Annotated in this window: 13 protein-coding genes; 8 read left to right on the top strand and 5 right to left on the bottom strand. The window is 71.5% G+C overall.

Features of this window, described 5'->3' with window-relative positions:
- Positions 1-306 precede the first annotated feature (306 nt).
- Complete coding sequence (locus KV205_RS30470; RefSeq protein WP_265867978.1) at positions 307-3,489, top strand: FG-GAP-like repeat-containing protein; 3,183 nt, start codon at positions 307-309, stop codon at positions 3,487-3,489.
- A 3-nt stretch (positions 3,490-3,492) separates the two neighbouring features.
- Here KV205_RS30470 and sigJ read toward each other — a convergent pair whose 3' ends face one another.
- Positions 3,493-4,449: an RNA polymerase sigma factor SigJ gene (gene sigJ / locus KV205_RS30465; protein WP_374214748.1), complete on the bottom strand. Its 957-nt coding sequence runs from the start codon at positions 4,447-4,449 to the stop codon at positions 3,493-3,495.
- Positions 4,450-4,541: 92 nt separating this feature from the next.
- On the opposite strand from sigJ, the gene KV205_RS30460 reads away from it, so the two are divergent.
- Positions 4,542-4,907: a DoxX family protein gene (locus tag KV205_RS30460; RefSeq protein WP_265867977.1), complete on the top strand. Its 366-nt coding sequence runs from the start codon at positions 4,542-4,544 to the stop codon at positions 4,905-4,907.
- 16 nt (positions 4,908-4,923) lie between these two features.
- Here the strand turns inward: KV205_RS30460 and KV205_RS30455 are convergent, their stop codons facing one another.
- Positions 4,924-5,667: a class I SAM-dependent methyltransferase gene (locus KV205_RS30455; RefSeq protein ID WP_265867976.1), complete on the bottom strand. Its 744-nt coding sequence runs from the start codon at positions 5,665-5,667 to the stop codon at positions 4,924-4,926.
- A gap of 234 nt (positions 5,668-5,901) precedes the next feature.
- Here KV205_RS30455 and KV205_RS30450 point away from each other — a divergent pair, with 234 nt between their 5' ends.
- On the top strand, positions 5,902-6,693 hold the full coding sequence (locus tag KV205_RS30450; protein WP_265867975.1) for an SDR family oxidoreductase: 792 nt from the start codon (positions 5,902-5,904) through the stop codon (positions 6,691-6,693).
- 21 nt (positions 6,694-6,714) lie between these two features.
- Here the strand turns inward: KV205_RS30450 and KV205_RS30445 are convergent, their stop codons facing one another.
- Positions 6,715-7,068: a hypothetical protein gene (locus tag KV205_RS30445; RefSeq protein ID WP_265867974.1), complete on the bottom strand. Its 354-nt coding sequence runs from the start codon at positions 7,066-7,068 to the stop codon at positions 6,715-6,717.
- Positions 7,069-7,162: 94 nt separating this feature from the next.
- Positions 7,163-7,558, bottom strand: a complete 396-nt coding sequence (locus tag KV205_RS30440) for a VOC family protein (RefSeq protein ID WP_265868011.1) — start codon at positions 7,556-7,558, stop codon at positions 7,163-7,165.
- Positions 7,559-7,777: 219 nt separating this feature from the next.
- On the opposite strand from KV205_RS30440, the gene KV205_RS30435 reads away from it, so the two are divergent.
- Complete coding sequence (locus tag KV205_RS30435) at positions 7,778-8,425, top strand: nucleoside/nucleotide kinase family protein (RefSeq protein WP_374214747.1); 648 nt, start codon at positions 7,778-7,780, stop codon at positions 8,423-8,425.
- A gap of 35 nt (positions 8,426-8,460) precedes the next feature.
- Positions 8,461-8,778: a hypothetical protein gene (locus KV205_RS30430; protein ID WP_374214746.1), complete on the top strand. Its 318-nt coding sequence runs from the start codon at positions 8,461-8,463 to the stop codon at positions 8,776-8,778.
- On the opposite strand, the gene KV205_RS30425 is transcribed toward KV205_RS30430, so the two are convergent.
- A complete protein-coding gene (locus KV205_RS30425) occupies positions 8,741-9,505 on the bottom strand; it encodes a hypothetical protein (protein ID WP_265868009.1) in 765 nt (254 codons plus the stop codon). The genes KV205_RS30430 and KV205_RS30425 overlap by 38 nt on opposite strands.
- A 199-nt stretch (positions 9,506-9,704) precedes the next feature.
- On the opposite strand from KV205_RS30425, the gene KV205_RS30420 reads away from it, so the two are divergent.
- The 3 genes from KV205_RS30420 to KV205_RS30410 all read left to right on the top strand — a co-directional run bounded on the left by KV205_RS30420 (position 9,705) and on the right by KV205_RS30410 (position 12,196).
- The gene (locus tag KV205_RS30420; RefSeq protein ID WP_265867972.1) at positions 9,705-10,235 is read left to right on the top strand and encodes a tetratricopeptide repeat protein; all 531 of its coding nucleotides are present in this window, start codon (positions 9,705-9,707) and stop codon (positions 10,233-10,235) included.
- 23 nt (positions 10,236-10,258) lie between these two features.
- On the top strand, positions 10,259-11,173 hold the full coding sequence (locus KV205_RS30415) for a LysR family transcriptional regulator (RefSeq protein ID WP_265867970.1): 915 nt from the start codon (positions 10,259-10,261) through the stop codon (positions 11,171-11,173).
- A gap of 69 nt (positions 11,174-11,242) precedes the next feature.
- Positions 11,243-12,196: a hypothetical protein gene (locus KV205_RS30410; RefSeq protein ID WP_265867969.1), complete on the top strand. Its 954-nt coding sequence runs from the start codon at positions 11,243-11,245 to the stop codon at positions 12,194-12,196.
- Positions 12,197-12,249 lie beyond the last annotated feature (53 nt).

Raw genomic sequence — 12,249 nt, 5'->3', positions numbered from 1 at the left:
GAGGTGACAGAGTGAGGAGAAGGTGATGATGATCACGGAACCAACCTGATCAAGATCTCGTCACCGGTGATCTTTAGGTGCGAATAACGCAAAGGGCCATGAATGGCTGCAAAGTGGGGGCGTTAAACCACCTGAATACGGGATCTGAACCTTCAGGATTTCAGGCGAACCCCTCGAAAGTAACGACTTCACAACCTCTTCACCTGTGGACGCCCTGTGTAAGACATGTGATCGTGTGGGCGCCCGCACCCCCGTGTGGCTGCTCCGACGGGGCTGTCTGTGCTGCCGTCAATTCGAATGATTCCCATGGGAGTAGACCGCGTGTCCGTGCCTCGTCTTCTCAGCCCCCTCGTGCGCACACGCATACGGCTGTCCGTGACCATTGGCCTCCTCGTGGCCGCGGTCACCGCGGCTCTCCTGCCATGGTGGCAACCCGATGTCCCGCCGGAAGCCGCGAAGAAGCTGCCAGCCGAGGCGAAGCAGGCTTCCACGGCCCCCCGCGACGAAGCCGCGGCCATGGCGGCAGCGAAGCGCAGCGGCAAGAAGGTCCTGGTCGACGCTGCAACTACCGCGACGCAGCTGACGTGGGCCCTCCCCGACGGCCAACTCCGCACCCAGATCGCCGCCCTGCCTCAGCGGGCAAAGAACGCTGACGGACACTGGGCACCGATCGACACCACGCTCAAGCGAGCCGCCAAGAACCCGCACGGACTCGGCATCGCACCAGTAAACCCCGCCTTCCCCGTGCGCTTCTCAAACGGCACCCCGGGCGGCACCCGCGTCACCCGCGCCTACGCCCGTACGCCCCTGGCTCCCCGGGCCGAAGACACCCCGGCCAGCAGCGTTCTTGCCGAGGCCGAACTCAACGGGCACATCATCACCTACACATGGCCCGGCCCGCTGCCCGAGCCCGTGCTCGACGGCCCTCGTGCCCTTTACTCCGAAGTGCTTTCCGGCGTCGACCTGCTTGTTGTGGCCCGCCAGGAGGGCGGATTCGCCCAGTTGCTCATCGTCAAGACGCCCGAGGCGGCCAAGAACAGCGCACTGGCCAGGGTGTCGTACGGGCTGCGCTCCGACACGGCGCTCTTCCGGCGAGATGGCGAGATCGATCGTGTCATCGTGCAGGACAAGGAAGGCCGCCAGATCGGGTCGGTTCCCACGCCCTTCACCTGGGACTCCAGTGGCCAGGACCCGGAAGGCGGCGCGCCCGAGTCTGCCGACTCCGTGGCCACCCCTGAGGATGTGCTGAAGCTGCACGGCCTGTCCGGGATGGAGCCGGGGGCCCGTCAGGCGCCCATGAATCTCCAATTGGAGGGCGCCGGCACCGGCAGCGCGCGCCTGAGCATGGACGTGGCCGGCGCCGGACTCTTCGCCGACGAGGACACCAAGTTCCCCGTCTTCGTCGACCCGACCCTCATCAGCGGTTGGCAGGCCTGGACGACGGCCTACAAGCCGTACCCGAACACGAGTTTCTACAATGGAACCAACTTCAGCACTGGCACGTCCGACGCCCGCGTCGGATACGAGAGCGAAACGGGCGGTACGGCCCGCTCGTTCTGGCGTATGGGCTACTCCAGCAGCCTGAAGGGCGCCACTATCAGCCGGGCGACGTTCAAGGTCCTCAACAACCACTCTTGGTCCTGCACGGCGCGCGAGTTCCAGTTCTACATGACCGGCGCGATTTCCTCAGGTACCACCTGGAACGCGCAACCGAGCTGGTCCACCCTGCTCCAGAAGAAGTCGTTCGCACACGGCTGGTCGCCGACCTCCTGCGCGGACGCATATGAGGCCTTTGATGTGAAGGCCGCCGCGCAGAAGGGCGCGGACAGCGGCTGGGCGTCGCTCACCTTCGGCATCAGGGCCACCAGCGAGTCGGACGTGCAGACCTGGCGCAAGTTCCAGGCGACCTCTGCGACGCTGGAGGTCGACTACAACAGGCCGCCCAAGGAACCGACCGGCGGCTCCTCGTCGCCCGGTGGCGCCTGTGTCCCCGGCGGCACCGGCGTGCAGATCGGCAAGACCAACATCACTCTTTCCGCCACGGCGACCGACCCTGACGGCAACCTCAAGGGCCTGCGCTTCCGGTTCTGGAAGACCGGTGGCACGGTTCCCGCCGGCACGCTCGTAACGAACCTGTCCGGCGGCAAGGCATCCTTTGTCGTCGCCTCGACCTCGCTGGAGGACAAGGCCACGTACTCGTGGGACGTGCGCGCCGAGGACACCTCCGGCAGCATGTCCACCTGGTTCCCCGCAGGCACCGACCCCTGCCGCATCACGATCGATGCCTCCGCGCCTTCTCGGCCCGAGGTCGAAAGCGACGTCTTCCCGGCTGCGACGTCCGACGGCGCGACGTGGGCCACAGTGAAGTTCGGTGGCACCGGTTCCATCACCTTCACCTCGCCCGAGGCCACCAAGTTCAAGTACGGCTTCGAAGGCCTTGGATACCAGGAGATCGCTGCGAGTGGCGGATCTGCCACCGTGACGAATCTCAGCCCGCCGCACGCCGGCCCGAACGGGCTCCAGGTCTACGCCCTCGACAGCGTCGGCAACCAGAGCATGCGCAGGGACTACACCTTCTACGTCCAGCCCCGGGACAGGGCCGACGGCCCCGGCGACGTCGGCGGCGACGGCCTCGTCGACCTGCTGATCATCGATGCCGACGGCAACCTGCAGACCATGTCGGGAACCTTCGGCGGCGAGCTCTACGCAGGCATGCCCGGCTCCTACGGCGGCAAGAACAAGCAAGTCAACCCAGCCGGTCACTGGTACGACCCTGCCACCGGCAAGGCGGCTCTGATCTCCCACTACCAGGACGCCTACCCCGGCGACGGCTCCACCGACCTGTTCGCCCGCACCCCAGACGGCGGCTTCTGGCTCTACCCCGGCGACGGCTATGGCACCTTCAACGTGGACGACCGCCTGGAAATCGAACTCCCCGCCAACGCGCCCGCGCCTTCGACCTGGACCCAGATCAAAGCCGTCGGCGACGTCACCGGCGACAAGCTTCCTGACCTCTTCCTGCGCGCCGGCAGCGCCTTCTGGTTCCTGTCCGGATACAGCGGCGGCACCTTCGAGGGCGCGACCCTGATGAACGGCGGAGCCTGGGGACGCCGGGACATCGTCAACGTCGCCGACATCAACAGGGACGGCACCCCCGACCTGCTGTGGCGAGACCTCGACAACGGCGCCATCAACGTCCGCCACGGCAAGCCCGGCGCGGCCGGTGCCGGCAGCGTGGACCTCAACTCGCTCATGCTCGCCGCCAACTCGCTGAACGGAGATGTCTCGTACGGGACCGGTTGGACGGAGGCGGCCATCTCCTCGGCTATCGGCATCCCGGACGCCAACAATGACGGAGTCCCCGACATCTGGGCCCGGTTCACCTCTGACGGCCACATGAGCGTCTACTATCCCTCGACCACCAACACCAACGCTCCCGCCAAGGTCGTCCTGAGCGTGAACTGGAACACCATCAAGTCATTCGGGTGAGACTCAGCGGAACCTGGGCAGCAGGCCCTGGTCGGAGACCGGGCCCAGGTGGGTGAGCTTGTCGGGGTTGGTGAGGGAGTGGATCGCGCCGACCGTGCCGTCCTGGAGGTGGAGTTCGACGACGCTGAGGACGCGGCCCTCCGCGTCGTACAGGACGATCCCCGGGGCGCCGTTGACCTGGGCGGGGCGGAGGGTCGCGCCGAGGGTGCGGAGGCGGCGGAAGCCCGCGACGAGCAGGGCGGCGGTCTGGTGCGGGTCGTGGACCGTACGGCTGATGGCCTGGGCCTTGCCGCCGCCGTCGCCGTGGAAGACGACGTCCGGCGCGAGCATGCCGAGCAGGGCGTCGAGGTCGCCGCCGTCGGCGGCCGTGAAGAAGCGGCGGGCGAGTTCGGCGCCCTCGGCGCGGCGCTCGCGGGGGAGCCGGGCGGTGGCGTCGGCGGGGATGCGGCGGCGGGCGCGGGCGAAGATCTGGCGGCAGTTCGCCTCGCTCTTGCCGGTGCTCCGGGCGATGTCGGGGTAGTCGTGGCCGAAGACCTCGCGGAGCACGAACACCGCCCGCTCCATGGGCGAGAGCGCTTCGAGGAGGACGAGGAGGGCCATCGAGAGCGCGTCGGTGAGCTCGGCGTGCTCGGCGGGGGCGTCCTCATGGGTGACGAGGGGTTCGGGGAGCCAGTCCCCGACGTAGGTCTCGCGGCGCACCCGGGCCGAGCCGAGGTGGTTGATGCCGAGGCGAGTGACGGCCGTCGTCAGATACGCCTTGGGCGCGTCGATCACCGTGCCCGCCCGCTGCGCCTTGGTCATGCCGAGGAACGCGTCCTGCACCAGGTCCTCGGCGTCGCCGACGGAGCCCGTCATGCCGTACGCGATCGAGAAGAGCAGCGGCCGGTAGCTCGCCGCCGCGGCCCCCGCCGGGGTCCGGTCCGGGTTCCGGTCCGGGGTCCGGTCCATCGTCTCCGCCAACTTCTTTTCCCCTCCGTGTCACAGCGCGGGGCCGTCCTCTGTCCAAGAGGGCGACACCGAATCCACCGACTCACCGGAAGAGAGTGAACCCCATGAACATCGCGCTGTGGATCGTGACCGGACTGCTCGCCACCGCCTACTTCCTCGGCGGCGGCTACAAGCTGATCACGCCGAAGGAGAAGATACTGGCTGGCGGGCCCAATTGGGCCTGGGCGGAGGGCTTCCCGCCGGTCGGCATCAAGGGCATCGGGGCCCTGGAAGTGCTCGGCGCCCTCGGCCTCGTCCTGCCGGCCGTGCTCGACATCGCGCCGGGCCTCGTGCCGGTCGCGGCCACCGGGCTCGCACTGATCATGGCCGGGGCGGCGGCGCTGCGCCTGCGCCGCCGCGAGTTCGCGATGACGGGCCTCGACCTGTTCTTTCTGGCGCTGTTCGTCTTCGTGGCCTGGGGGCGTTACTAGAGCGCTCCCCGCGCTCCTACGCCCGGCAGCGCAGCATCTCCAGCGGCGGGTTGCCGGTGAGGTCGGCCCAGAACTCCGCGTCGTACGCGCGGCGGCCGGCCTCCGACACCTCCAACGGCACCCACTCCAGGTCGCCGAAGCCCGCCGCCCGCAGCGACTGCTCGTACACCTCGCGGCGCGGGGCGGCACCGACGAAGGAGATCGGCGGGTCGAGCAGCGCCGTGATCCGCACCCGCGGTCCCGTCTCGATCTCCTCGCCGGTCGGCTCGCACAGGAAGCCGTACTTGGCGAGGGAGGGGCCGTCGAAGCGGAAGTCCGGCGACTGGGAGAGGACGAAGAACTCCCCGCCCGGGGTGAGGTTCCGGCGCACGCTCCGGCACATGCGCTCCATCGCGGCCACGTCCGGGGCGTAGTTGAGCAGCTGGACCCCCAGCGCGATGTCGAACTTCCGGTCCAGGTCACCGAGTTCGGCGACATCACCCACCGCATAGTGCACCCCTAGCGGCTCGGCGTCCTCGAACGCCCGTGCTGCCGCGACCATTTCGGTCGAGATGTCGACGCCGAACACCTCCGCCGCCCCGCGCCGCTTCAGCTCCCGGCTGTAGAAGCCGGTACCGGAGGCGAGATCGAGGACCGACTTCCCCCGGACGTCCCCGACCAGGGCGAGGAAGCTCGGCACCTCCCCGTACCGTGTCAGGGGCAGGGACTTGAACCCCTCGAACGCCTCGCCGATCTCGTCGTACTGCTGCCGCACGCTCATCGTGCCGCCTCCCCGTGCTCGTTCGTGCTCGGTGATGGACTGTGACGCGTCCGGCAGTCTCTCCAAGGCGCGGCCCGTGCCCGTACGGGCGGAAAGTACGAAGATCCGGACGTTCGGCAGGCGTCCTCTACGAACTGCGGAGAGACACGAGGGCGCCCGATGTCACATCTCTGCGGTCGCGATCCGTCCCCTTTCTGTCGGACGATGCAGAGAGAGACAGAGAGGTTCATCGCGATGAGCACGGAGAACGTGTCGCAGAACGTTTCGCGGAACGTGCCGCACACCATCCTGGTCACCGGCGGTACCGGCACCCTGGGCCGGATCGTCACCGAGCGGCTGCGGACGGCCGGACACCAGGTACGGGTGCTCAGCCGGCACTCCCGGCCCTTCGCCGTCGACCTGCGCGAGGGCGGGCCCGGTCTTGACGCCGCCCTGGACGGCGTCGACACCGTCGTGCACTGTGCCAGCAGCCCGCGCGGCGGCGACGAGGACGCGGCCCGCAACCTGGTGGCGGCGGCCGGCCGGGCCGGGGTCCGCCATCTGGTCTACATCTCGATCGTCGGCGTCGACCGCGTGCCGTTCCCCTACTACCGCACCAAGCTCGCGGTCGAGAGGATCATCGAGCAGTCCGGGCTCGGCTGGACGGTCCTGCGCACCACCCAGTTCCACGACCTGGTCCACCGGGTGCTCGCCGCCTTCGCCAAGTCGCCGGTCATGCCGTACTTCTCCGGGATCTCCGACCAGCCGATCGAGGTGGCCGAGGTCGCCGACCGCCTCGCCGAACTGGCCGCCGGCCCGCCTGCCGGCCAGGTGCCGGAGATGGGCGGACCCGAGGTGCGCACCTTCGCCGACCTGGCCCGCGCCTACCTGGCGGCGAGCGGGCGGCGGCGTGCGCTGCTGCCCGTACGGCTGCCGGGGAAGACGTACCGGGCGTTCGCCGCGGGCTGGCATCTGACGCCGGAACGGGCGGTGGGGAAGGGGACGTTCGAGGACTTCCTGGCGGCGGCCGCGCGGAGGAAGGCGTAGCCAGGGGTTTCCCTCAGCAGCTCAGCGGAAGGTGTGGACGAGCTCGATCGCGCCGACGATGTGCGCGTTGAACTCGTCCAGCTCCTCCGCCGGCACCCACAGCTCCAGGATCGTCCGCCCGCCGGCCTGCTGCACCGGGTAGCGGGCCAGGAAGGCGGTGTCGACCTCGAAGCGGGTCACGTGACCGACGCCGCTGTGCTTCACGTTCCAGTCGCGGGCGATCCGGATCGCGTAGTCCTCGTTGAGGACGGGGTAGAAGATCGGCTGCTCCGGGAGCCGGGGCGGCCACGCCTTCCAGTCGAGGGCGCGCACGAGATCCAGCTCCTCGGGGCCGGTGGGGCGCCAGAGGGTGGTGGTCGCGCGGCGGCTGGTCATGGTGTCGCTCTCGGTTCGATACGGGAGGGGGAGCCGTGACCGTATCGGGGCGGGCGCGGTGGAGGCCACCGGGTTTCGAGCGCTACCGGGAGTGTCAGGCGGCCGGCTGGAGGAGGTCCCAGCGGTTCCCGTACAGGTCCTCGAAGACGGCGACCGAGCCGTACGGCTCGTGGCGCGGCTCCTCCAGGAAGCGCACCCCGGCGGCGGTCATCCGCGCGTGGTCGCGGGCGAAGTCGTCCGTGTGCAGGAAGAACCCGACCCGGCCACCCGTCTGCGCACCGACCGCCGCGGCCTGCGCCTCGCCCTTGGCACGGGCGAGCAGCAGCCCGGTGCCGTGCGCGCCCGCGCCCCGGGGCCGTACGACGACCCAGCGCGTGCCGTCGCCGCGGTCGGTGTCCTCGGCGAGCTCGAAGCCGAGGGCGCGGGTGTAGAAGTCGACGGCCTCGTCGTAGTCGCGGACGACGAGGGTGACGAGGGCGAGGGCGGGCAGCGTGGTGTCCATGTGAGCGAAGGTAATACGTATGACGTCGCCTCCGCCAACGGACGCGCCCGCGCGTCAGGCGGCCTTCCGGCCCCAGGCGGAGATCAGCGGCGACGTGACCAGGTCGAGCCGGCCCGCGGTGACGCTCGCCTCGGCCCGGCGCCCGCTCCGGCGGTCCTGGCCCGGCCTGGTGGCCTCGCCGCCTCCACCCCGCCCCCCGGTGCGAGAATGCCCCGCATGGACGCGCGGGAACTCGAACGGCTCGCCGGGCGGGCCCGGCGGCTCGTCGAGGGCGGGGGCCGGGACGGGCGGCGGCGGGTGCTCGGGATTGTCGGGCCGCCGGGGGTCGGGAAGTCGACGCTCGCCGGGCGGCTGATCACCTTGCTCGACGGGCTGGCCGTTCTGGTGCCCATGGACGGGTTCCATCTGGCGCAGGCCGAGCTGGAGCGGCTCGGGCGGGCCGGGCGGAAGGGGGCGCCCGACACGTTCGATGCCGCCGGGTACGTGGCGCTGCTCGCCCGGATCCGGGCGGCCGAACCCGGTGTCACCGTGTACGCGCCCGCCTTCGACCGGGGCCTGGAGGAGCCGGTCGCGGGAGCGATACCCGTACCGCCCGAGGTCCCCCTCGTCATCACCGAGGGCAACTACCTGCTGCACGACGAGGGCCCGTGGGCCGCGGTCCGCCCGCTGCTCGACGAGGCCTGGTACCTGGACCTGGACGACCGGCGCAGGGTGCCGCGCCTGGTCGCCCGGCACGTGCGCTTCGGCAAGGAGCCGGCCCACGCCGAACGCTGGGTCGCCGAGTCCGACGAGGCCAACGCCCGGCTCGTCGCGCGTGGCCGGGACCGCGCCCATCTCGTCGTACGGATGGAGTGAACTCCCTTACCCCCGCAGCTGGTTATCCTCGGCGGGTGACCCACGCCCCGGCGCTCCTCGTCATCGACATGCAGAACGCCCTCGCCGCGATCGCCCACCGCGCGGACGAGACCGTCGCCGTCATCGCCGGCCAGGCCCTCAGCCGCCGCTACGACCTCGTGCTCGTCGCCGACGGCCACACCACCTCGGTGCGGGAGCCGGGCTCCGGGCCGTACGCCGCGCCCGACGCGTCCGTCGCCCACCACAACGAGAGCTTCCGCCACCTGGACTTCCCCGGCCGGTCCGTACGCGTCCTGGCCGCCGCCGACGTGGACTTCAGCCCGCCACCCGCGAAAGAGACGCAGACCTACTGACGGCCGCCCGCGCCAGGGCACGGACGATCGGGTGCGGGCGCGAGCCGTCGCCGGCCAGCTCCGGCTGGAACAGGGTGGCCAGGAAGAAGGGGTGGCCGGGGAGTTCCGCGATCCGGACCTGGCCGTCGTCGTCCACGCCCGTGAAGCGCATCCCGTGCGCCTCCAGGGTGTCCAGATGGCGGCTGTCGGGCCCGTAGTTGCAGTGGTAGCGCTCGGTCGACCGCTCGGCGCCGAGCACCGACTCCGCGAGCGAACCCGGCGTCACCCGTACCGCGCCCTCGTGCCCGACGAGCGAGCAGGCGAGCGGCGCGATCAGCAGGTCGCCGGCGTCGGCCTCCGGGTCGTTCTCGGCGTGCGCGGCGCGGGTCAGACCGCAGACGTCCCGCGCGTACTCGATCAGCGCGTGCTGGAAGCCCGCGCAGGTCCCGAGGAACGGAACGCCCTCCTCGCGCGCCGTGCGGATCGCGGCCAGCGCGCCCTCCTCGCTCTCGTACGGGCTGCCCGGCAGCAGCCACACCGCGTCGAAGCCCGCCACCGCGCCGGGCTCGGCCGCGTCGCCGCTGCGGATCCAGTACGCGTCGAGGACGAGGCCGTCCTGCTCGGCGAGCGCGTCGAGGAGGAGCGGGATGCGGACATGGGACTTGACGTGCGGGGAGCGGTCGCCGACCAGGGCGATCCGGGGCGTGCGGGCGGGGGCGGCGCCGTACGGGGCGTTGATGCCGTTCATGGAGCTCAGGTCGAACGGGTCGTTCGTGGCGTTCGTGGCGTTCATGGTGTTCGTGCCGTTCATGGACTTCATGGACTTCATGGCGTTCATGGACGTCATGCTGGCCGCGTCCCGCCGTTCACGTCCAACGATGATTCCTGCACCCTCCATCACGGATGCTTATGGGCCTTCCGCCCGGCCCGCCGGATAGGGTGCCGCCATGAACAACGACTGGGAGCAGCGCCTCGCCGACCGCTGGGCCGAACTCGACGCGTACGAGAAGGACCAGGACCCGGCCGGTTTCCGCGCCCGGATCGCCGAACTCGCCGCCGAGCTCCCCGAGGACGACCCGGTCGCCCTGTTCGAGCAGGGCGCCGCCCACGACTCGACGGGCGAGCCCGAGCAGGCCGTCCGGTTCTACCGGCGGGCCCTCGCCGGCGGGCTCACCGGGCTGCGCCGCCGCCGTGCCGTCATCCAGCTCGCCAGCAGCCTGCGCAACCTCGGCCGCCCCGACCTCAGCGTCGAACTCCTCACCGAGGAGCGCGCGATCCCCGCCGACCGGCTCGACGCCGACGAGACCGCGCTGTCCGCCGCCGTCGACGGCTTCCTCGCCCTCGCGCTCGCCGACACCGGCCGCGAGCGCGAAGCCGCCTCGCTCGCGCTCGGCGCGCTGGCCCCGCTGCTGCCGCGCTACAACCGCTCCCTCGCGTACTACGCCCGCGATCTGCTCAAGACCGCCGGGCCGTCCTGAGACACGGACAGGCAGCACCGCCGATGGACCCGCACCTCCTCCGTACGTACGTGACCGTCGCCCGGCTCGGCTCCTTCTCGGCGGCGGCCCGGGAACTCGGCTACACCCAGTCCGCCGTCTCCCAGCACATCGCCGCCCTGGAGGCCGACCTCGGCCTGGCGCTGCTCGGCCGGCGGCCGGTCGCGCCCACCCCGGCCGGCGAACGGCTCCTCGAACACGCCGGTTCGCTGCTGCTCCGGCTCGACGCGGCACGCGCCGACCTCGCCCGGTACGCGGCCCCGCCCCGCCGCACCCTCACGCTGGCCGCCGGCCCGCTCGCCCTGCACCCGCGGGTCCTCGCCGCGCTGCCCGCCACCGGCGTCACCCTGCGCACCCTGCCCCGCGACGAGGTGCCCGCGGCCGTCGCCACCGGCGGCGCCGACCTCGGTCTCGTCGACGGCCTCGCCGCGCCCAGCGATCCGCTGCGGCTCCCCGACGTCGCCCCGCTCACCGCGCTCGTGGTCGCCGAGGATCCCCTGGTCGTCGTCCTGCCCGCCGGCCATCCGCTCGCCGGGCGGCGTGACGGGCTCGACCTCGGCGACCTCGTCGACGCGCGCTGGCTCGACGCCCCCGACGCGGGGCTGCCGCTCGACCGGCTGCGCGCCGCGCACGGGGCGCCGGGCGGCCACGGCTTCCGGCCGTCGCTGCGGTACGAGGGCACCGACGTCCGTACGGTCGCCGCGCTCGCCGCCGCCGGGCACGGGCTCGCCCTGCTGCCCCGGTCCGCGGCCGCCTCCGCCCCCGGTGGGGTGCTCGTGCCGCTCGCCGTACCCCGCCTCGTACACCGCACCGAGCTTCTGCACGGACTCCCGCACGGACTCCCGCACGGCGGCGAACCGGACGGGCCGGCTGCGGAGTTGCTCCGCCGTCTCGGCCACCGGGAGACGACCGCTCGCTAATCTGGCGGGTACGGCGGCAACGAACGCCGTGCACGGACGGCGGGAACAGGCGACGAAAGGCGGGACGGCGTGGGGTGGTTCCGGCGGGGGCCCAGGCGGGACGGCGACGACGCGCCGCGGGACCCGGAGTTCACGTACTTCTCCGAGCGCGAGGCCGCGCTCTTCCGCAGGGAGGTGCGGGCGGTCTTCGCCGAACTCGGCCTCGAAGTGACCGTGTACGCCGACTCCGTCACCGACGACTCCGGCCGCCGCTTCGGCCTCGGCAACCTCGCCGCCGTCTGCCACCAGGACCCGCGCGGCACCCGCATCTGGCCGCGGCTCATCGAGCGCCACGTCCGGCTCGTCGTCCGCGCGCTGGAAGGGCCCTCCGCCCTGGAGACCCTGCCGCCCGAGCAGATCCGCGCCCAGCTCTATCCGCGGGTCGTCAGCGGCGAGGGCATCGACCCCGGTGCGTTCGGCTACGCCCGTACGGTCGCCCCGGGGCTGTACGAGGTGCTCGCGCTCGACCTGCCGGAGAGCGTCATGACCCTCACGGACGAAGCCCTGGAACGCCTCGGCGACCCCGTCCGGCTGCGCGAGCGGGCCATCGACAACCTGCGGGGGCTGCCGGTCGAGGGCCACGAGACCGTCAAGGACGCGGACGGCATGCGCTTCGAGGTCATCCTCGGCGACTCCTTCTACACGGCGAGCCGGGTCCTCGACCTCGACGCGGTCGTCCGCCGCGTCACCGGCCGCCCGCTCACGGAGGACGGTGCGCTGGTCGCCATGCCCTTCCGCCACCAGCTGGCCTTCCACCCCATCCGCGACACCACCATCGTCCCCGCCCTCGGCGCGATGGCCTCCTTCGCCGCCTCCGGCTACGAGGACACGCCGGGCGCCATCAGCCCGTACGTCTTCTGGTGGCGCGCCGGCACCCTCACCCAGCTCAGCGAACACGCCGAGGACGACGGCCAGCTCCGCATCGTCGTCGGCGACGACTTCCAGGCCCTCCTCGAACGCCTCATCGTCCGCGAGCCGGAGTAGCCGGAGTGGCCGGAGTGGCCGGGTAGCCGGACCCGGCGGCTCCCGGCAGGATG

The sequence above is a fragment of the Streptomyces sp. SKN60 genome, from assembly GCF_026236535.1.
Lineage (GTDB): Bacteria > Actinomycetota > Actinomycetes > Streptomycetales > Streptomycetaceae > Streptomyces.
Note: the sequence above shows the minus strand (reverse complement) of the source record. Positions and strands in the feature narration are given on the sequence as shown.

Bases quoted from the DNA above. Each gene is read 5' to 3' on its own strand.
- KV205_RS30470 (WP_265867978.1), top strand. From the start codon at position 307: ATGGGAGTAGACCGCGTGTCCGTGCCTCGTCTTCTCAGCCCCCTCGTG.
- KV205_RS30460 (WP_265867977.1), top strand. From the start codon at position 4,542: ATGAACATCGCGCTGTGGATCGTGACCGGACTGCTCGCCACCGCCTAC.
- KV205_RS30455 (WP_265867976.1), bottom strand. From the start codon at position 5,667: ATGAGCGTGCGGCAGCAGTACGACGAGATCGGCGAGGCGTTCGAGGGG.
- KV205_RS30450 (WP_265867975.1), top strand. From the start codon at position 5,902: ATGAGCACGGAGAACGTGTCGCAGAACGTTTCGCGGAACGTGCCGCAC.
- KV205_RS30445 (WP_265867974.1), bottom strand. From the start codon at position 7,068: ATGACCAGCCGCCGCGCGACCACCACCCTCTGGCGCCCCACCGGCCCC.
- KV205_RS30435 (WP_374214747.1), top strand. From the start codon at position 7,778: ATGCCCCGCATGGACGCGCGGGAACTCGAACGGCTCGCCGGGCGGGCC.
- KV205_RS30425 (WP_265868009.1), bottom strand. From the start codon at position 9,505: ATGAACGGCATCAACGCCCCGTACGGCGCCGCCCCCGCCCGCACGCCC.
- KV205_RS30420 (WP_265867972.1), top strand. From the start codon at position 9,705: ATGAACAACGACTGGGAGCAGCGCCTCGCCGACCGCTGGGCCGAACTC.
- KV205_RS30415 (WP_265867970.1), top strand. From the start codon at position 10,259: ATGGACCCGCACCTCCTCCGTACGTACGTGACCGTCGCCCGGCTCGGC.